The sequence below is a fragment of the Cohnella algarum genome, from assembly GCF_016937515.1.
Taxonomy (GTDB): Bacteria; Bacillota; Bacilli; order Paenibacillales; family Paenibacillaceae; genus Cohnella; species Cohnella algarum.
On the sequence record NZ_JAFHKM010000002.1, the window covers coordinates 4,564,523 to 4,584,477 of the forward strand.

Here is a 19,955-nt window from a genome sequence, read left to right on the forward strand (position 1 = left end):
GGCGATGTCGAACCTAAAATGTTATTAATGATGACGAGGCGGAGGGGGATCTATGAGTACGATGTATTTGACCGTCGAGCAAGCCTTATCCGTCTATCCGCTTACGGAAGCGAAGCTGATTGCGGGCGATGCCGGCAAAAACCGGATCGTCAAGTCCGTCAACGTCATGGACGCGCCCGACATTACGGATTGGATCAAGGAGGGCGAAATGCTGTTTACGACCGCCTATTTGATCAAGGATCGGCCCGAGGAAGCGGCGGACCTCATCGACAGGCTCGACCGCCGAGGCTCGTCGGGACTCGGCATCAAGCTGGGCCGCTTCTGGTCCTCCGTCCCCGAACCGCTCGTCGAACGGGCCGACAAGCTCGGCTTTCCTCTCATCGAGCTTCCGTTTCAGTTCACGTTTTCCGATCAGATGAACGGTTTGTTCCATGCGGAAATGAAGCGCAATACGAGCGTGCTGCAGGACGTGCTCGACAAGCAGGTCCGGCTGATGCGGTTCGCGCTCCAGGCCAACCCGGTCCGTCAACTGTTCGATTCGGTGGCGGAGGTGATCGGCGACCCGATCGCGATCGTCGGTTCCCGGGGGAAGCTCGTCTACAACACGACCGGGCTGCCGGAAGCGGAGCTGGCGCGCGGCCGGCCATGGCCGCAGCATCCGACGTGGGTGAAGGAAGGGGGCTGGCAGGCGTTCGGCGTGCCGCTTAAACATTCGGAGCGCTGCACCGGTTACGTGCTGTTTTTTACCCCGCGAATGGCGTTATCCGCGATCGAGGAAAGCCTGTACGTCCAGGCGGCCGAACTTCTTGCCTTTCATTTGAATTTTAACTACGAAAATGTTTACGAGCTGTCGGTGCGCAAGGATTTCGGGCAGCTCGTCAAGCGCCACCTGAAAAACGGCCTGTCGGCCGAGGCGCTTTCGGAGTATGCGGACCGGTGGGATATCGATTTGTTCCGGAACGCCTACCGCTGCGTGCTGACGGACGTCTCCGGCATGGCAAGCGAGGCGGCCCGCGCCGAAACGCTGGAAGCTTTGAAAGAGGAATACGTTTGCCATACCCGCCTTCAAGAGTTGAAGGGGACGCATATCGTAATGGAAGAAGGGCTCTTGTCGTTGTTTCCGGAGGCGGAAGCCGACGACGGAGGGGGCTGGCCGCGGCGCTGGACCATTGCCTCGCCTGCTACAAAGGAGCGGAACCGAAGGCGGCCGTCAGCAGCCGAAAGAAACAGCCCGCGCTGCTTGCGGATGCGTTCAGGGAATGCGCGGAAACGCAGCGCTTGGCCCGGGACTGGGGGATCGGCGACCGGATTTTGCGTTACGAGACGCTCGATTTTGCGTTCATTTTCGAAAATGTGCCCACGGAAAAAATGCAATTTTATTGCGACCGGCTGCTCGGCGGCCTGATGAACAAAGATCCGGAATATGTTCAGGAGATGCTGCGAACGCTGGAAACGTATTTGGAAAACGACGGCCAGCTGAACGAAACCGCAAAGAAGCTGTTCATTCACCGCAACACGGCCACATACCGGATCGAGAAGCTGGGCGAGCTGCTGGATGTCGATTTTAAGCGGATAAACGATCTGCTCCGGCTCAAGATGGCGTTTCTGTTCCGGAAGCGGTTGTCGGGCGGGGCGGGAAGCCGTTCGGAGCGCGTTCGCTGACCGTTCAAAAAAAAGGGGGAGCAACAATGGCGACTACGCTTGTTCGCAATGCGATCATCATGACGATGAACGAATCGGGCGATATCGTGCATGGAGACGTTCTGGTCGAGGGGAACCGGATCAAACGAATCGGCGCCGACATCCGGGAGGAGGCGGACCGCATCGTCGAAGCCGGCGGGAAGGTTCTGCTGCCCGGCTTCGTGCAGACGCATATCCACCTGTGCCAGACTCTGTTTCGCGGGCGCGCGGACGATCTGGCGCTGATCGACTGGCTGCGCGAGCGGATTTGGCCGCTCGAGGCGGCGCATTCGGAGGATTCGATCTATTATTCCGCGCTGCTCGGCACGGGGGAGCTGATCCGGAGCGGGACGACGACGATTTTGGATATGGAAACGGTGCATTATACGGAATCGGCGTTTCAGGCGATCAAGGAAAGCGGGATTCGCGCCATATCCGGCAAGGTGATGATGGATCACGGGACGGAAGTGCCGCTTGCCCTGCAGGAGGATACGGACCGATCGCTGCAGGAAAGCGTCGATTTGCTGGAAAAATGGAACGGGGCGGCCAACGGCCGCATCCAGTACGCGTTCTGCCCGCGCTTCGTCGTTTCGTGCACGGAACGGCTGCTTGTCGGCGTGCGGGATTTGTCGGCGCAATACGGGGTTCGGGTGCATACCCACGCTTCCGAAAACCGCGAGGAAATCGCCATCGTGGAAGCGGAAAGGGGCATGCGCAACGTCGTTTATCTCGACCATATCGGCCTGGCCCGGCCGAATCTTATTCTGGCGCACAGCATTTGGCTGGATGAAGAGGAAAAGCGGATCATTCGGGACCGCGGCGTCAAGGTGACGCATTGTCCGGGTTCCAACCTTAAGCTCGCCTCCGGAATCGCCGAAATTCCGGATTTGCTGGAACGGGGCGTCGCGGTCGGAATCGGCGCCGACGGCGCGCCATGCAACAACAACCTCGATATGTTTCAGGAAATGCGGCTGACCGCCTTCATTCAAAAGGTGCAGCACGGGCCGACTGTCATGAACGCGCGCACGGTGCTGCGCATGGCGACGATGGGCGGGGCGGAAGTGCTCGGCCTCGAGAAGGATATCGGCAGCATCGAACCCGGGAAGCTGGCCGATTTTCAGCTTCTCGATCTGGAAGACTTTCATGCGTATCCTTCGCATGACGCGGACCTGTATTCCCGCGTTGTCTATGCCGCGACGCGCGGCGATGTGGATACGGTGATGATCGACGGGGAAATCGTCATGTCGGGCAAAGTCGTGCGGACGATCGACAAGTCGGCCGCGCTCAAAGGAGCGGACCGGTCGCTTGCGAAATTGCTCGCCAGAATCGGGTAGGGGGGATACGGATGGACGGTTACGAAATTTTGTCCTTTCTTCGGCGGAACGCGGAACCGGCCGTCCTGGCTACCGTCGTCGAGGTGAAAGGCCACGCTTATCGAAAAGCCGGCGCGATGATGCTGCTGAAGGAGGACGGAAGCGCGGTCGGGAGCGTCAGCCCCGGCTGCCTGGAGTCCGATCTTCGCGAGCGGGTTCGCGGGCTGCTCCGCAGCGGCCGGAGCGAGATTGTCGCCTACGATCTGCGTCCGGAGGAGGACGCGGTGTGGGGGGAGGCGGTCGGCTGCGGGGGCGCGCTGCGGATTTTGCTGGAGCCGGTCGGCGGCGAGCTGCGAAGGTTGCTCGGGCAAATCGCCGAACGCAACGCTCGGGGAGAAGCCGTATGCTTGGAGCGAATCCGCGCGGATGGCGGGCTTCGGTATAAGCTCGCGGCGGCCGCGGGCAGCGAGGGCGGGAATTCGCGGGTACGAGAGCTGGAGCGAGGCGGAGCGCTTTTTTTCAGTCAGCTGTTCGAGCCCCGGCCGCGGCTGATTCTGTTCGGCGCGGGAAGGGATGCGGACCCGATCGTGCGGCTGGCCGGCCGCATCGGCTTTCAAGTGGCGGTAGCCGACTGGAGGCCTTCGCTCGTGAGCGAAGAGCGATTTCCCGGCTTGGAGCTCGCGGTCGGATCGGCCGCGGCGATTGCCGAACGCCTGAACATCGGCGCCGGCGATTACGCGCTTTTGTGCGGACACCAGCTGCAAAGGGATCGCGAAATGCTGGAGCTGCTGCTGGCGATCGGTCCCGCATACGTCGGAGTGATGGGCTCGCAAAGCCGGATCCGGCATTTGTTCGACGGATTGCCGAAGAGGGACTTCGTGCACGCTCCGGTCGGCCTGTCGATCGGCAGCGAGGGCGCCGAGGAAATCGCGGTCAGCATTGCGGCCGAGCTCATTGCGGTGAGAAGCGGTCTTCGCGCTTCGGCGGCGGGCCGGCGAACCGAAGCCGCGGGCATGCCGGCGTTAGGCGAGGCTGATGTTTTCGAGGCCCAAAACGTCTGCGAATGGAGATAAAACGTCAGGAAACTTGACTTATATCGGAAGAGAGTGCACGGCGCACAATGCGCGAGGGGTCCTTTTATTCTTGCGTCCAATTAAATGTCATTTAAGTTGACTTGAAAATAACGCGACCTTATAGTATGAACTACATCCGAGATTGGACTCCAAGACGAAGACAGAGAGTCGGGGAGGAAAAAAATGAAAAGGATGAAAAGGTCATGGTCGCTGGGCGCTATCGGGATTTTGACATTGACGGCCGCGCTGTCCGCGTGCGGCGGCGGCAATAACGGAAATTCGTCCGCTTCCGGCGAGCCGGCGGCGCCGTCGTCGCAGGCGGCAAGCGAATCGCCTTCCGGGCCGGGGCCGGCTTCGGGCATCGAGAATCCGCGGGTTGCCTTCGTGTACATCGGTCCTCCCGGGGACGGCGGCTGGACGTACCAGCACGACCAAGGAAGGCTGTACATGGAAAAGGAGCTCGGCATCGAAGCGGACACGGTCGAAAACGTTCCGGAAAGCGCGGATGCCGAACGGGTGATCGCCGAACTGGCGCAAAATCACGACATCGTGTTTACGACCAGCTTCGGATACATGGATCAAACGCTGAGCGTCGCCCGGAAGTTCCCCGACGTTAAGTTCGAGCACGTCTCCGGATACAAGACGAACGACAACATGGCCACGTATTTCGGAAAAAACTGGGAAGCGAGCTATTTGAGCGGGATCGCCGCCGGCAAAATGACGAAGGTGAACAAGATCGGCTATATCGCCGCGTTCCCGATCCCCGAACTCATATACAACATCAACGCGTTTACGCTGGGCGTGCAAAGCGTCAACCGGGACGCCAAAGTTAGCGTCGTCTGGTCGAACACCTGGTTCGATCCGACGACGGAGCGAAACGCCGCCATCAGCCTTCTCGACCAGGGAGCCGACGTGCTGCTCGCCTATCAGGACTCGCCCGCGGCGCTGCAGGCTGCGGCCGAAAGGGGCGCGATGGCCGGAGGCAACGACTCCGACATGACGCGGTACGCTCCCGAAGCGTACTTGACGAACCCGGTCTGGAACTGGGGGCCGTACTACGTGAAAAAAGTGAAGGCGCTCATGGACGGCACGTGGACGAACGAACCGTACCTCGGCTCGTTCCGGGACGGCATGGTCGATATCGCGCCGCTCGGCCCGAGCGTCCCCGACGACGTCAAACAGCTGGTCGAGGAAACGAAGGCCAAATTCGTGGCCGGCGAGCTGAACGTGTTTACCGGACCGATCAAGGATCAAAGCGGAACGGAGAAAATCGCCGCGGGACAGGAGCTTGCGGATGCCGAAGTTCTTGAAATGAACTGGTTCGTCGAAGGCGTGGAAGGCACGATTCCCCAATAAGGAAGATTCGAACCGACAAATCCCTTGCGCAAGGGATTTGTTGGTTTAAGCGGAAGAAGAGCGCCGAGGGCGAGGGTGCAGGCATGGTTGCTCCCTCGAGGCGGAGCGCAAGGAGGAAACGGCAATGGCGGAAACGTTCTCGCTCGAAATGAAGCGGATCGTCAAGCGGTTCGGAAGCGTGCTGGCGAGCGACGGCGTCGATTTCAGCTGCAAGCCCGGCGAGATTCACGCTCTGCTCGGAGAAAACGGAGCCGGCAAGAGCACGATCATGTGCATGCTGTCGGGCGTTTATCGTCCGACGGGCGGCGACATTTTTATCCATGGCCGAAACGTGCGGATACGGTCCCCGAAAGACGCGGCCAAGCTCGGAATCGGCATGGTCTATCAAAACTTCCGCCTTGTGCAGACGCTCACGGCGACGGAGAACATCGTGCTCGGCGAGAAGGGCTCCTTATGGCGGGGGGCGAAATGGATGCGGCGAAAACAGGAGGAAATCGATGCGATCGCGCGGCGGTTCGGACTGGCGTTTCCGGTCGATCGGCCGATCTGGCAGCTGTCGGTCGGGGAACAGCAGCGGGTGGAGATTGTCAAGACGCTGTACCGGGAAGCCGAATTCATCATTTTGGACGAACCGACCTCGGTTCTGACGCCGGGAGAGGCGGAACGGCTGTTCGCAACGCTGGAGCAAATGAAAGCCGAGGGCAAAACGGTCATTTTGACGACGCACAAGCTGAAGGAAGTGATGGCCGCGGCGGATCGCATTTCGGTCATGCGCAAAGGGAAGATGATCCGTACGGTCGATAAAGCCGCGACGAGCGAACGGGAATTGACGCTTTGGATGGTCGGCAAGGACGTCGCCGCCGATTCGCGCGAACGGGCGCCGCGTCCGAAAGGAAATCTATTGCTTGACGTTCGGGAGCTGGACGTTTACGCCGAACACGGACGGAAAGCGCTCGACCGGTTGACCTTGAACGTGTACGAAGGCGAAATCGTCGGCGTGGCGGGCGTTGCCGGCAACGGGCAGAAGGAACTGGCCGAGGCGCTTGGCGGCTTGATTTCATGGAAGAAGGGGAGCGTCTCGTTTGCCGGCAAGTCGTTCAACGCCGCATCCGTCCGCGCCGCGATCGAAGCCGGCATCGCCCACGTTCCGGAAAACCGGATGAAGAGCGGCCTCGCCGGCAGCCTCGGCGCCGTCGACAATCTGCTGATCAAGTCGTACCGGACGGCCGACCGTTCGAAGTTCGGATTTTTGCGGATCGGCGCGAACCGCGAGTGGGCGCAGAAGCTCGTCGAGCGGTTCGACGTCAAGACGCCGAATCTCGAAACGCCGGTTCGGCAGCTGTCCGGCGGCAACCAGCAAAAGCTTCTGTTCGCCAGGGAAATCGATCGCCGGCCCCTGCTCATGGTGGCCGTTCATCCGACCCAAGGACTTGACGTCGGGGCGGCCGAAGGCGTGCACCGCATGCTGTCCGATCTGCGCGACGATTCGAAGGGCGTCCTTCTCATCTCCGAGGACCTGGATGAAATTTTGCGGCTGGCGGACCGGATTTTGGTCATCTATGGCGGCCGGATCGTCGGAGAGATGGGAAGGGAGGAAGCCGACCGTCAGACGATCGGCATGTACATGGCCGGGCTAACGCCGGAAAAGGGGGTGGCGGGATGAGCGAGCGAACGACCGCAGCCTTGCCGCCGGAGCCGCGGACGGCGCGCGCGCCCGGACGCTTTCCGTTTCGAATCGAAATCGATCCCGCCGGCAAGGAGAGCCCTTGGTGGATGACGATCGCGTCGGTCGTCCTCGCGCTTCTCGTTTGCGCCGTCTTCATCGCCGCAAACGGGAAAAATCCGGTCGAAGTGTACGCCAAAATGCTCCAAGGAGCGTTCGGCAGCGAATTCGGGTTTACGGAAACGCTGGTCAAGGCGATTCCGCTGCTGCTATGCGGCCTCGGCGTCTCGATCGCTTACCGGATTTCCGTCTGGAACATCGGCGCGGAAGGCCAGTTTGCCGCCGGGGCGATCGCGGCGACCGCCGTCACGATTTATTTTCCGGAACTGCCGTTTTATGCGGCCATCCCGCTCATGATCGCGTTTGCGGTTGTCGCGGGCGGGGTTTGGGGCGCGCTGACCGCCATCCCGAAGGCGTTTTTCCAGGTTAACGAACTCATAACGTCGCTGATGCTGAACTATGTGGCGCTGCTGGCGCTCGATTACTTCGTGTTCGGCCCGTGGCGCGATCCGAAGGGCTTCAATTTTCCGGGCACGCCGATGTTCACCGAGGCTCAGTCGCTGCCGACGCTGGGCGGTACGCGGCTGCACTTCGGCCTTGCGATCGCGCTTGCCGCCGTCGCCGTCTACGCTTTGGCGATTCGCTACACGCGCTGGGGCTACGAGCTGCGGCTGATCGGCGCCAATCCGGAAGCCGCCAAAAACGCCGGCATCCGCCTCAATCGCCACATTCTCGTCGTCATGATCGTCAGCGGGGCGCTTGCGGGCATCGCGGGCATGGCCGAAGTGTCGGGCGTCGCGCACCGGCTGATGTACGGCATTTCGCCCGGCTACGGCTATACCGCGATCATCGTCGCCTGGATCGCCAAGCTGCATCCGCTCGGCCTGATCGCCGCTTCGGTTCTGTTCGGCGGTCTGATCGTAGGGGCTACAGCGTGCAAACGCTGGGCCTCCCGTCTTCGATCTCAAGCATGCTGCAGGGGGCCATTCTGTTTTTCCTGATCGCCGGCAACATGCTCGCCAAATTCCGCTTGCGCCGCAACGGCCGATAGGAGGTGGGGAAATGGATTGGCTCGCCCAACTGGCAACCGCCGCGATCGCGTCCGGCACCCCGCTCCTGTTCGCGACGCTCGGAGGGATCCTGATCGAGCGTTCGGGCATCATCCAGCTCGGGGCGGAAGGCTTGATGCTGATGGGGGCGGTGACGGCCTGCATCGTGTTTCTGCAAACCGAAAGCTTCGTCCTGACGCTGCTGGCGGTCGCCGGCATCGGGGCGGCGCTCGGGGCGCTGCATGCGTTTATGTGCGTCACGCTCCGGACGAACCAGGTTGTCAGCGGGCTGGCGATGACGCTGTTCGGGGCGGGGCTGAGCGCCTATTTGGGCAAATCCGTGACGGGGCTGCCTCTTCCCGGCGCCGTGCCGAAGGTGGAACTTTCGTTTCTGGCGCCGATTCCGTTCGTCGGCGACGTGTTCGCCCGCCTCGATGCGCTTGCTTGGCTGAGCTTCGCGCTTGTCCTCGCGCTGCATCTGTTCATCCATCGGACATCCTGGGGGCTGCACCTGCGGGCGATCGGGGACGATCCGGCGACGGCGGACGTCATGGGCATCCGCGTCCAGTTGTTCAAGTACGGCTGCGTTGCCGCCGGCTCGGTTCTGATCGGGCTGGCCGGCGCGGATCTGCTGCTCGTTTATTCCCCGACCTGGATCGAGGGGATGACGGCCGGCCGCGGCTGGATCGCGGTGGCGCTTATCATTTTCGCCCGGTGGAATCCGCTGCGCGCCTTGTTTTGCGCTTATTTTTTCGGCGTCATGGATACGATCGGCTTTAAAATCCAACTGCTCGGCAGCGAGATTCCGTCCTATTTTCTGAAGATGATCCCGTACATCGTCACGATCGCCGTTCTGATGTATTTGGGCTGGCGGAACCGCAACAAGCCGACGGGGGCGCCGGAAGCGCTCGGGGTTCCGTACATTCGGGAGCAGCGATCGTGAACCGGCGAATTCAAAACCCGCTTTTTCGCCGAAACAAGTTTTTTAGCCGCCGTTAGAAACGCATGTCTTCGACTTGCGCGAAATCTCGTAACACAATTTCAGGGAGGGGAGTTCGATGACAATGCATCAAGAGGAGTTTGTTCCGTCTCCCTCCGTATGGCAGCCCGCCGATCCGGGGACGGCCGTTCGATGGAAGGAACAGTTCGGGCCGGACGCGGCATACGTGGCCGGCAGCACGCTGCTTCGCACCCAATGGGAGGCGGGGACGGCGGTTATGCCCCGGCATCTGATCGATTTGAGCTCGATTCCGGGGCTTTCCGGCGTTTCGCTTCAGGATGGGGAACTGGCGGTCGGGGCGCTGACCACGCTCGGGCAGTGCCGAAACGATCCGCTGATCGGGGAGTTCGCCCCGATGCTGCGGGAGGCGGTCCGGGCGATCGCCGGCTGGTCGGTTCGCAACTTGGCCACGATCGGCGGCAATGTCGCGTTTCGCGTCGGGGACGCGCTGCCGGCGCTGCTCGCCTTGGACGCCGATCTCGTTTGGCACGACGGGCGGGCCGAACGGGCGGAGAAGGCGGCCGACTGGCTGGCAAGTTCCGCAAGCCCGGATGCGCGGCTGCTGACGCAACTTCGGCTGCCGGTCGCGCAGGACGATGCGAATTCGAACGCAAAGCGAATGTTCGCTTATCATAAAGTCGGACGAAGGGAAGCTTTCACGCCTTCGCTTGTCACCGTCGCGCTAAGCGCGCATACGGAGCCGGACGGCGTCCTGCGCCGCGTGCGGATCGCGGCCGGCGGCGGTCAGACGCCGCCGAAGCGGCTGATGCGCGTCGAGCGGCTGCTGGAAGCGCGCAAGCCGGATCCGGAAGCGCTGGGCGAAATTTACCGGGCCGCGCTGGAAGAGTACGAGCCGAAGCCGGATCCGTTCGCTTCGAACGAATATCGCAAAGCGGCGTGCGCCAACCTTATCGTCGCGGAGCTGTGGAAACAGGCCGGCGCCGGCCCGCAACAGAAGGAGGGAGCCTGATGCTGAATCGGAAGACGAGCGGGAGCAGATGGCGGGTTCGTCCCGACGGCCCGGACAAAGTGTCCGGACGCTTGCCGTATTTGACGGATTTGTCCTCGCCCGATATGCTTTACGGCCGCGTTCTGAGAAGCCCTCATCCGCATGCCCTCCTCAAATCGATCGACACGGCGAAGGCGCGTTCGATCCCCGGCGTCCGAGCTGTGCTGACGAGCGCGGACGTGCCCGGGCTGAACCGCTTCGGCATCGCGAAGCCCGACCAGCCGGTGTTTTGCGAGGACCGGGTGCGGTTTATCGGGGACGCGGTCGCGGCCGTCGCCGCCGAATCGGAGGAGCTCGCGGCCTACGCGCTCGCGCAAATCGAGGTCGAATACGAAGAGCTCGACGTCGTCGACGATCCCGAGCGGGCGCTGGCCGAGGATAGCGTCAAGCTGTTCGAGCACGGCAACGTGCTGCACCGAAACGACTACGGATTCGGCGACGTCGAGGCGGGGTTCGCGGCATGCCGCTTTATCGTGGAAGAAACGTACGAGACGCCGAGGCAGATGCACACCTATATGGAAACCGAAGGCGGCCTGTTCGTCCCGGAAGCGGACGGCAGGCTGACGGTTTACGCGCCGACCCAGCACGGATTTATGGACCGGATGCAGCTGGCGCGCATCCTGAACCGGCCGGAGGATTCAATCAGGGTCGTATCGAGTCCGATCGGCGGTTCCTTCGGCGGAAAAGACGAGCTCAACGTCCAGCCGTACGGAGCTCTCCTCGCGCTCGCCTGCGGCCGTCCGGTCAAGGTTCACCATTCCCGCTGGGAATCCGTAAGGGCGGGACTTAAGCGGCACCCGATGAAAATTACGATGAAAACGGGCACGGACGAAAACGGCAGGCTGCTTGCCCACCGCGTCCGGGTCGTCTCGGACGCGGGACCGTATTCGACGCTCAGCGCCGAGGTGCTGAACTTCGCGGTAGAGCATGTGCTGGGGCCCTATGTTTACGAGGCGGCCGAAGTCGAGAGCGTGTCCGTCTTTACGAACAACGGAATGTCCGGCGAATTCCGCGGCTTTGGCGGCAACCAGGCGATCTTCGCCTTGGAGGGCCAGATGGACCGCCTGGCCGAGCGGCTCGGCCTCGATCCTTGGACGTTTCGGCTCATGAACATGCGGCAGCCGGAAGATCCGGGGCCGTTCGGCCAGCCGATCGCGCCGACGGACGGGGCGCGTCTCGTATGGGAGGCGCTGCCGGAATGCCGGCTATGGCGGGAAAAAGCGGCCGCAACGGCCGAAAGGGACCGGCTCCCGTGGATCAAAACCGGTTACGGAGCGGCGTTCGTCATGCACGGCGCGGGCCTCGGCGTCGGCATTCCCGATCCAGCGGGCGGCCGCCTGCGGCTCGCGGAAGACGGAAAAATCGAGGCTGCGTTCGGATACGAGGAGTTCGGCCAGGGGCTCCTCGCGTCGCTGGAGCAGATGCTGATCGAGCAATTCGGCTTTGCGGCGAGCGATTTGCGCATCGTCATCGGCGATACCGACGCCGTGCCGGACAGCGGCTCCAGCACGGCATCGCGGGCGACGAGCATGATGTGGCAGTCGCTGAGGCGCTTGCGGCCGCCGTTCGTCGGGGCGCTGCGCCGGCAGGCCGCGCTCGCGCTCGGAATCGCCGAGGAGCGGCTCATTCCGGGCGCGGGCGGGATCCGGTCGGCCGATTCCGGAGAGCTCCTGCTTTCTTACGCGGCGCTTGCGGCCGGATCGACCGAGCCGATCGCGGCGGAAACGAGCTTTTCGTTTCCGACTTCTTCCGTCGACCGCGTGGGCGCGCACTTTTTATACAGCTATGCCTCCGTTGCGGTCAAGGTCGAGGTCAACACGCTGACGGGCCGGGTCAAGGTGCTGGACCAGTTCCACGCCGTGTCCGCCGGGCCTGTCGTCAACCCGCAAGGTTATCTCGGCCAAATCGAAGGCGGGAGCGGCATGGCGCTCGGCTTTACGCTGACGGAAGACGCGGTCATGGATAAAGGCTTGTATTTGACCCGCAACCTGGACACGTACCTCGTGCCGACGATTGCCGATGCGGGCGGCGGGTTCGAGGTGCTCGCGATCGAGGATTTGCCCGACGGAGACGAACACGGACCGCGCGGGATCGGCGAAATCGGTTCGGTCGGGCTCGCTCCGGCGATCGCCCAGGCGGTGTTCGACGCGGTCGGCAAACGCGTCCGCAAGCTGCCGATCGATCCCGAGCAGCTGCAGGAACAGCCGAATTTTTTGCCGAAGGCGGTGGAACTTCGATGAGCGACGCAATTCGCCGGGCCACGGCGGAAACTTTTATACTGGAATGCGAGATTAACGGACAGAACGCAGCGCTTGACGTCGCCCCGGCCGAGCGGCTCCTTTCCGTTTTGCGGGACGGCCTCGGGCTTACCGGAACGAAGCGTTCCTGCGAAATCGGCCGCTGCGGCGCCTGCATGGTGCTGATCGACGGCCAACCGGTCAATTCGTGCCTGACGATGGCCTACCAATGCGCAGGCAAAAAAATTACGACGATCGAAGGGCTCTCTTCGGAAAACGGCCTGAACGCCGTGCAGAAGAGTTTTTTGGAGGAAGGCGGCTATCAATGCGGCTACTGCACGCCCGGCATGGTCGTGACCGTTACGGCGCTGCTTCGCGAAAATCCGCGCCCGACGGCGGAGGACATCGAAGAAGCGCTGTCGGGCAATATTTGCCGCTGCACGGGATACGCGGGCATTCTCCGCTCGGTCCGGAAGGCGATGGGAGCGAGCGGGGAAGGGGGAGCGACGGCATGAAGGGCAACGGCAGGGAACGGTTGAAGGAAAAAACGGGAGACAAAGAGGTTCACCTTACGTTTTTGCGGTTAAGCATCGAAGCTTCCGTCAAGGCGCGGCGGACCGGGAACACGCCGTTCGGCGCCGTTCTGGCCGACAAATACGGCAGGGTGCTGTGGGAGCAGGGCAATGTCGAGATGACCGAGCGCGATTGCACGGGGCACGCCGAAGCCGCGCTCATGCGCGCGGTGTCGAAGCGGTTTACGAAAGCCGAGCTTTGGGATTGCACGCTCTATACGACGGCCGAGCCTTGCGCGATGTGCGCCGGAGCGATATATTGGGGAAATGTCGGCCGCGTCGTGTACGGGATTACGGAGCATCGCTTGGCCGAGCTGACCGGCGACGACGAGCGGAATTTGACGCTCGACTTGCCTTGCCGGGACGTTTTTGCGAGGGGGAGGAAACCGATCGTCGTGATCGGCCCCTTCCCCGAAATCGAGGCGGAAGTCGTAGCCGCGCATGAGGGGTATTGGAGATGAAGGAAACGGTGAAAAAAAGTTCTGTAAACGAAATTAACGCGATGGACCGGGACGAATTCGTCCGAACGCTGGGCGGCGTCTTCGAGCATTCGCCCTGGGTGGCGGAAAGCGCGTGGGCGCTGCGGCCGTTTGCCTCTGGGCAGGAGCTGCACGAAGCGATGATGCGGACGGTCCGCGGCTCCGGCCCCGATGCGATCCTCGAGCTGCTCCGCGCCCATCCGGACTTGGGGACCCGGCTTGCGGTCAGCGATTATTCCGCGGCGGAGCAGCAGGGAGCCGGACTTGGCGAATTGACCCCGGAAGAATACGAAACGTTCCGCGGGCTGAACGAAAGCTATGTCGGGAAATTCGGTTTTCCGTTTATTCTTGCCGTTCGGGGAAAAAATAAGGAAGATATTTTGGCCGCCATGCAAAAGCGGATCGACCATTCTCCGGAAGCGGAGCGCGAGCAGGCGCTGCGGGAAATTGAAAGGATTACCGGTTTTCGGCTCGCCGATCTGATCGAAGGCGACGGGGAGGCGACGGCATGAGCGGGCGGCTGACGACGCATGTGCTGGACGTTTCGATCGGCCGGCCCGCCGCGGGAATGCGGGTGCAGCTGTGGCGGCTGCCGGAGGAGGGCGCTCGGACGCTGCTGAAGGAAGCGTTCACGAACGACGACGGCAGATTGGACGAGCCGCTGCTCGCGGCGGGCGAAATGGCCGAAGGAACGTACGAGCTGATGTTCGATGCGGGAACGTATTTTCGGGGAACGGCGGGCGCCGTTTTCCTCGAATGGATTCCGGTGCGCTTCGCGATCGCGGAGCCGGAATCGCATTATCACGTTCCGCTTCTCGCCGCTCCCGGCGGCTACAGCACGTACCGCGGAAGCTGAATGAGAGACATTTGCGAGGAAGAGGCGAAGCGCACGACGGCAACGGCGTCGGGACGGGAGAAATCCGCGGGTCCCGGCGCCGTTCTTCGCCATGCCGGTTTGCGCTCGCTCGCGGCGCGCGGGGACCGCCGGCGGGTCCCGGGCGAACGGGACGTGTCGAGGTTGTATCGTAGCTGAGCGAGCGCCCTTATTTCCTCGTGTTTCCCCGTAATCGCGCCGAATTATCGTCCATAGCGTAATTCGTTTCCGTTTATAGGCATCCAATCCCGAATTTAGACGAATAAGATCTCCGGCAGCCGTAAGCGCCCTCTTGATCAAGCTTGTGCTCCGTCCCATCCGTCGAATCCGGACCTATGGCCGGTCGGAGGAGGGGGAATGCCCAAGCGGAGGGAGCTTATGTTGGATTTTGTCCAACCAAGGGAGCAGAAATTGGGGAAACCGCTGTCTAGAGTGGATTTTATCCAATGAGGAACTTGGAATTTTGGTTGAAAAAGCGGAAAAGGCTCCGCCAGATTGGACAAAATCCAACGAAGACGACGTGTTTTGCGAAAAAGCCGGTTTTGATTGGATGAAATCCAACCAAGCTTTGCCGAATTCAGTACCATCCCGTGCAACTTCGCAAAACCTGCGCAACCTGCGCAACCCACGCAAACTGCGCATCCCGCGCAACCCGAAAAACCCGCAAAAACCCGCAAAAAACCGCAAAAAACCGCAAAAACCCGCAAAAATCCGCAAAAACCCGCAAAAAACCGCAAAAACCCGCAAAAACCTGCAAAAACCCGCGTCCCCCTCGTTCATCCCGCCAGGAAGTTTGCCAAGTGCCTGCATGCTGCCGCCTCTTGCGCTATCCCGCTAACCTCTCTTTAACGGTAAGAGGAAGTCCGTCTATTCAAAGGACGCCGCCGGGGATTTTTCTTAGAGGTGTTAAGGTGATAGTGTAAAATCTCTGTGGGTGTAGGAATTGGAAAAAGCGGATATAGAAAAAGAGCTTCTCCCTTGGTAAAGTGATGTTTGCGCACAACACACCAAGAAGGAGGAAGCTCCTGTGAGCCACTTTACCACAACAATGCCGACGATGAAAGAGATTGAGCAATGGATTTTCCGGAAAATGCAGGAGGAATTCGCTCGTGCGATGAAGCAGGTACTGGAGGCGCTGGATCAGCAGATCCTGGAGCAACGGGACCGAGAGCGTTATCGAGTAAAGGACGAGCGTGAAACAAGCGTCAACACAGTGTTCGGGAATGTGCGCTTTAAGCGGAGATTGTACTGTGACCGTAGAAGCGGCAAACACGTGTATCTGCTGGATCAGCTGTTGCAATTCGAAGGGCGCGGGAAAGTCAGTCCGCATTTGGAAGAGACAGCAATCGCATTCGCAAGCCAAGGACCGTCGTACCGGGACAGCGCAAAGAGGCTGGAGCAGCTTTTGGGCTACAATGTGCTGAGCCACCAAGCGATCAGGGAAAAACTGATGGAGCGTGCGCAACAGCCGATGCCAGCGGTGAAACGGCGCGCTGCCCGCGTGCTGTTCGTGGAAGTGGATGGGCTGTACACGAAGCTGCAGCGGAGCAAAAAGCGCGGGATGGAGAACGCAATTGCAGTCGTACACGAAGGCTGGGAGAAGAACGGCAAGCGGGTACAGCTGAAGAACAAACAGCATTACCTGCATACGAGCGGCGGCGACTTCTGGGAAGGGTTCGGGGACTTTCTGGTGGAGCGTTACGAAATCGACGAGAACACGTGGCTTGTGGTGAACGGAGACGGCGCGGCGTGGATCGGGGAATGTACATCCTACTTTCACCAATGTCTGTACATGCTGGACCGCTTTCATGTGGCGCGTGATTTGAAACGCTTTGTTGGTCATTTGCCGCAGGTGTGGGAGACCGTGAGACGGTCTTTGGCCAAACAGGATGCAGCCGCGCTTATGGCGGTCCTGGAAGGCGTGTCGGAGCAAGAGATAGCGGAAGAGAACCGGAAGGATTGGAAGCCGTATAAAAGATTTCTAAAGCGGCATGAGAAGCATTTGGACGACTACCGAAAAACACTCCAGGCGAAGGGGATCGACACAAGCGGTATGCGCCCGATGGGAAGCGCGGAATCGCAGATGCGTATATTCGCCAAGCGGACGAAGCGTGGCGGGTACAGTTGGAGTGAGCGAGGCGTCAGGGCGATGCTGAGGACGATGATGAGGATTCAAGAAGCGGGCACGGTGGTAAGAACGGTTGAAGGACAAGCGAGTAAGCAGGCAACGCCGCAGCAGTCGATAAACATGCGGCAATTGCTCAAGAACGTGACGCAACCGGTCAAGGGTTGTATCGCTGGAATGATTCGCATGCTGCAAGGACCGAAGCAAAGCAGCACAACGGGTATGGCACTCAAAGCACTTCGCGGATAACGGCAAAAAATTCTGACAAATCACTTGTGTTTGATGAAAGAACGAAGCAAAGCGCTTACAAGGAAGAGGTTCCTTCGGGGTTCGCGTTCCAGGCATCTTAAATGACTGCCCACGCTAGCTTGACACTGACTGTTAAGGTTAATCGCTTGACATCGCCGGGCGAATTGCGTAACATAAGATGAGTTGAAACGCTGTAAAGTGCTTTTCCTTGACAATGGCGAGGGGTGAACCTTTGTGCATGGGGAGAACGCGCTGGAGAAGACGAACCGCATCAACGTTTTGTTCGATTTTTACGGTTCGTTGCTGACGGAGAAGCAGCAGACTTTTCTCAAGTGTTATTATCAGGACGACTATTCCCTCGGCGAAATCGCCGAAGAGTTCGATATTAGCCGGCAAGCGGTGTACGAGCACCTGAAGCGGGCGGAGCAAGCGCTGGAAGACTATGAAGCCAAGCTTTCGCTGACGCTCCGGCACGAACGGCTGCGGCAAGGGTTGAACAAGCTGGAGCGGCAGGTGAGCGAGCTTCCCTCGCCGTGGCGGCAATCGCTCGAAACGACCGTTTCGCTGCTGCGGATCGCGGACAGCGGGCAGCCTCAGGGTGACGCGTAAGGTTCGGACAGGTACGATTACGATTCGGAAGGAGGGGATCCGGCATGGCGTTCGAAGGATTGACGACGCGCCTGCAGAATGTGTTCGGCAAACTGCGGGGCAAGGGCAAGCTGTCGGAAGACGACGTAAACGAAGCGATGCGCGAGGTCAGGCTGGCGCTGCTCGAGGCGGACGTCAACTTTAAAGTCGTCAAGGATTTCATCGCGAAGGTGAAGGAGAAAGCCGTCGGAGCCGAAGTCCAGAAGAGCTTCACTCCCGGCATGGTCGTCGTCGACATCGTTCACAAGGAATTGATCGAGCTGATGGGCGGCACGCAGGCGAAGCTCGCCAAGTCGAACAAGCCTCCGACGATCGTGCTGATGGCCGGTTTGCAAGGCGCGGGCAAAACGACGCTCACCGGGAAGCTCGCGAAGCTTTTGCAATCGCAAAATCATAAGCCGCTGCTCGTGGCCGGCGATATTTACCGCCCCGCGGCGATCAAGCAGCTGGAAGTGCTGGCCGGCCAAATCGGCGTTCCGGTGTTCACGCTCGGCGATCGGGTAAGTCCCGTGGAGATCGCGAAGCAGGGAGTGCAGCTCGCGAAGGAGCAGGGCAACGATTACGTGCTCATCGATACGGCGGGCCGGCTTCAGATCGACGAAGCGCTCATGGAGGAGATCAAGCAAATCCATGCGGCGGTGAAGCCGGACGAGGTGCTGCTGGTCGTCGACGCGATGACGGGCCAGGAAGCCGTCAACGTCGCGAAAAGCTTTCACGAGCAGCTCGAGCTGACCGGCGTCGTGCTGACCAAGCTGGACGGCGACACGAGAGGCGGCGCGGCACTGTCGGTCAAGGCCGTCACCGGCTGTCCGATCAAGTTCGCCTCGATCGGCGAGAAGATCGACCAGCTCGAGCCGTTCCATCCCGACCGGATGGCTTCGCGGATTCTCGGCATGGGCGACATGCTGTCGCTGATCGAGAAGGCGCAGACGAACATCGACGCCGAGAAGGCGAAAGAGCTCGAGAAGAAAATGCGCACCGCCGACTTCACGTTCGAGGATTTCCTCGAACAGATGGAGCAGGTGCGCAAGCTCGGACCGCTCGATCAGCTGCTCGACATGCTGCCCGGCATGAACAAAGTCAAAAACATGCCCAACTTCAAAATCGACGAGAAGCAAATCGCCCGCACCGAGGCGATCGTCAAGTCGATGACGAAGGCCGAAAAGCAAAAGCCGGATATCATCAACTACAGCCGCCGCAAGCGGATCGCGGCCGGCAGCGGAACGACGCTTGCCGACGTCAACAAGCTCATCCGGCAGTTCGAGGACATGAAGAAGATGATGAAGCAGTTTTCCGGCATGATGGGTCCCAAAGGCCCGAAGGGCGGAATGAAAGGCCTGAAAAACATGAAAAACATGCTCGGCGGCAAAAACATGAAGTTCCCGTTTTGACCGCAGCCTGCGGATTATATTAAGGAGGTGAAAGTTTACTATGGCAACTCGCATTCGTCTGAAACGCATCGGCGCCCACAAGGCTCCGTTCTACCGCGTAGTCGTATCCGACTCCCGTTCCCCGCGCGACGGCCGCTTCATCGAAGAGATCGGGATCTACAACCCGGTCGCTCAACCGGCCGAAGTGAAGATCGACGAGGAAAAAGCGCTGAAATGGCTGCAAAGCGGAGCGCAAGCTTCCGATACCGTTCGCAATCTTCTGAGCAACGCCGGCGTTCTGAAAAAATTCCACGAATCCAAGCTCCAGAAGTAATGTCGGATTCCCGGAGGGCATAAACCATGGAACAATTAATTCGGGTTATCGCCCGAGCTTTGGTGGATCATCCGGAAGACGTGCAGATTCAGGTCAAGGAGGACGCGCGAGGCTTGGTGTACGAGCTTTCCGTTCACCCCGACGACGTCGGCAAAGTGATCGGGAAGCAGGGCCGCATCGCGAAAGCGATGCGCACCGTCGTCACTTCCGCCGCGGTCAAGGAGCGGAAGCGTGTCATCGTGGACATTATATCGGAATAAAGGGAAGAAGCGGGGTCCGGGCTGCATGCCCGGACCTTTTTAGACTCATCTTAAAGAAAAGAAGGGAGCTGTTTCCGTGACGGAAGAGCGTTTGCTCAATGTCGGCAAAATCGTCAACACTCACGGCATCCGCGGCGAGCTTAAAGTGTGGCCGCAAACGGATTTTCCGGACGTGCGCTTCCGTAACGGAAGCCGCTTGCTGCTCTGTCCGCCGGAGGCGGCAGCCGGCGAGTCGATCGAAGTGGAAGTGCAGAGCGCCCGCGAGCAAAAAAAACTGTTCGTCCTCAAGCTCAGAGGCTACGACCACATCAACCTCGTCGAGAAGTACAAAGGCTGGGAACTGAAGGTTTCTAACGAAGACCGGGTCGAGCTGGAAGAAGGCGAGTACTACTTGCGGGACATTATCGGCGCGGAGGCCGTGACGGAAGACGGAGAGAAGCTCGGGTTCATTTCCGACGTGCTGTCGCCGGGCGCGAACGACGTATGGGTCGTCAAACGCCCGAAAGGCGGCGACCTGCTGCTCCCGGTCATCGACGACGTCATTCTGGAGGTCGACGTGCCCGGCCGGCTCGTGAAGGTGCGTTTGATGGAAGGGCTGCTCTAA

General features: G+C 60.5%; 21 protein-coding genes. All 21 read left to right on the forward strand.

What is annotated here, in order from left to right:
- Positions 1–52 precede the first annotated feature (52 nt).
- Complete coding sequence (locus JW799_RS20530) at positions 53–1,405, forward strand: PucR family transcriptional regulator ligand-binding domain-containing protein (protein ID WP_240353358.1); 1,353 nt, start codon at positions 53–55, stop codon at positions 1,403–1,405.
- Positions 1,405–1,662, forward strand: coding sequence for a PucR family transcriptional regulator (locus JW799_RS28890; protein WP_240353359.1), 258 nt, complete (start codon positions 1,405–1,407; stop codon positions 1,660–1,662). Before JW799_RS20530 ends, JW799_RS28890 begins: the two co-directional genes overlap by 1 nt.
- Positions 1,663–1,688: 26 nt before the next feature.
- Positions 1,689–3,014: a 5'-deoxyadenosine deaminase gene (locus JW799_RS20535; RefSeq protein WP_080840136.1), complete on the forward strand. Its 1,326-nt coding sequence runs from the start codon at positions 1,689–1,691 to the stop codon at positions 3,012–3,014.
- Between the two features lie 11 nt (positions 3,015–3,025).
- Positions 3,026–4,066, forward strand: a complete 1,041-nt coding sequence (locus tag JW799_RS20540; RefSeq protein WP_205431465.1) for an XdhC family protein — start codon at positions 3,026–3,028, stop codon at positions 4,064–4,066.
- Positions 4,067–4,258: 192 nt separating this feature from the next.
- Positions 4,259–5,422, forward strand: coding sequence for a BMP family ABC transporter substrate-binding protein (locus JW799_RS20545; protein WP_420830694.1), 1,164 nt, complete (start codon positions 4,259–4,261; stop codon positions 5,420–5,422).
- A gap of 124 nt (positions 5,423–5,546) precedes the next feature.
- Positions 5,547–7,085, forward strand: a complete 1,539-nt coding sequence (locus JW799_RS20550; protein ID WP_205431466.1) for an ABC transporter ATP-binding protein — start codon at positions 5,547–5,549, stop codon at positions 7,083–7,085.
- Entirely contained in the window at positions 7,082–8,146 is a 1,065-nt protein-coding gene (locus tag JW799_RS20555) for an ABC transporter permease (RefSeq protein WP_240353360.1), read from the forward strand. The genes JW799_RS20550 and JW799_RS20555 overlap by 4 nt, the downstream gene beginning before the upstream one ends.
- Before the next feature lie 61 nt (positions 8,147–8,207).
- Positions 8,208–9,137 (forward strand): ABC transporter permease, encoded by a 930-nt coding sequence (locus tag JW799_RS20560; RefSeq protein ID WP_205431467.1) that lies wholly within the window; start codon positions 8,208–8,210, stop codon positions 9,135–9,137.
- 115 nt (positions 9,138–9,252) lie between these two features.
- Positions 9,253–10,164 carry an FAD binding domain-containing protein gene (locus JW799_RS20565; protein ID WP_080840124.1) on the forward strand — a complete coding sequence of 304 codons (912 nt, stop codon included), beginning with the start codon at positions 9,253–9,255 and terminating at the stop codon, positions 10,162–10,164.
- Positions 10,161–12,443, forward strand: a complete 2,283-nt coding sequence (gene pucD, locus JW799_RS20570) for a xanthine dehydrogenase subunit D (protein WP_205433055.1) — start codon at positions 10,161–10,163, stop codon at positions 12,441–12,443. Before JW799_RS20565 ends, pucD begins: the two co-directional genes overlap by 4 nt.
- Complete coding sequence (locus JW799_RS20575; RefSeq protein WP_205431468.1) at positions 12,440–12,955, forward strand: (2Fe-2S)-binding protein; 516 nt, start codon at positions 12,440–12,442, stop codon at positions 12,953–12,955. The genes pucD and JW799_RS20575 overlap by 4 nt, the downstream gene beginning before the upstream one ends.
- Entirely contained in the window at positions 12,952–13,473 is a 522-nt protein-coding gene (locus JW799_RS20580) for a nucleoside deaminase (RefSeq protein WP_080840120.1), read from the forward strand. The genes JW799_RS20575 and JW799_RS20580 overlap by 4 nt, the downstream gene beginning before the upstream one ends.
- Complete coding sequence (uraD, locus tag JW799_RS20585) at positions 13,470–14,003, forward strand: 2-oxo-4-hydroxy-4-carboxy-5-ureidoimidazoline decarboxylase (protein WP_205431469.1); 534 nt, start codon at positions 13,470–13,472, stop codon at positions 14,001–14,003. The genes JW799_RS20580 and uraD overlap by 4 nt, the downstream gene beginning before the upstream one ends.
- Positions 14,000–14,347 carry a hydroxyisourate hydrolase gene (gene uraH / locus JW799_RS20590; RefSeq protein WP_205431477.1) on the forward strand — a complete coding sequence of 116 codons (348 nt, stop codon included), beginning with the start codon at positions 14,000–14,002 and terminating at the stop codon, positions 14,345–14,347. Before uraD ends, uraH begins: the two co-directional genes overlap by 4 nt.
- A 406-nt stretch (positions 14,348–14,753) precedes the next feature.
- Positions 14,754–15,203, forward strand: a complete 450-nt coding sequence (locus tag JW799_RS20595) for a hypothetical protein (RefSeq protein WP_205431479.1) — start codon at positions 14,754–14,756, stop codon at positions 15,201–15,203.
- Between the two features lie 189 nt (positions 15,204–15,392).
- Positions 15,393–16,739, forward strand: coding sequence for an ISLre2-like element ISTco1 family transposase (locus JW799_RS20600; RefSeq protein WP_080836672.1), 1,347 nt, complete (start codon positions 15,393–15,395; stop codon positions 16,737–16,739).
- Between the two features lie 234 nt (positions 16,740–16,973).
- Positions 16,974–17,348 carry a YlxM family DNA-binding protein gene (gene ylxM, locus JW799_RS20605; RefSeq protein ID WP_080840112.1) on the forward strand — a complete coding sequence of 125 codons (375 nt, stop codon included), beginning with the start codon at positions 16,974–16,976 and terminating at the stop codon, positions 17,346–17,348.
- 44 nt (positions 17,349–17,392) lie between these two features.
- The gene (gene ffh / locus JW799_RS20610; RefSeq protein WP_080840110.1) at positions 17,393–18,778 is read left to right on the forward strand and encodes a signal recognition particle protein; all 1,386 of its coding nucleotides are present in this window, start codon (positions 17,393–17,395) and stop codon (positions 18,776–18,778) included.
- Positions 18,779–18,818: 40 nt separating this feature from the next.
- Complete coding sequence (gene rpsP, locus JW799_RS20615) at positions 18,819–19,091, forward strand: 30S ribosomal protein S16 (RefSeq protein WP_080840108.1); 273 nt, start codon at positions 18,819–18,821, stop codon at positions 19,089–19,091.
- A gap of 26 nt (positions 19,092–19,117) precedes the next feature.
- Complete coding sequence (locus JW799_RS20620) at positions 19,118–19,351, forward strand: KH domain-containing protein (RefSeq protein ID WP_080840106.1); 234 nt, start codon at positions 19,118–19,120, stop codon at positions 19,349–19,351.
- 76 nt (positions 19,352–19,427) lie between these two features.
- Positions 19,428–19,955 carry a ribosome maturation factor RimM gene (rimM, locus tag JW799_RS20625; RefSeq protein WP_205431481.1) on the forward strand — a complete coding sequence of 176 codons (528 nt, stop codon included), beginning with the start codon at positions 19,428–19,430 and terminating at the stop codon, positions 19,953–19,955.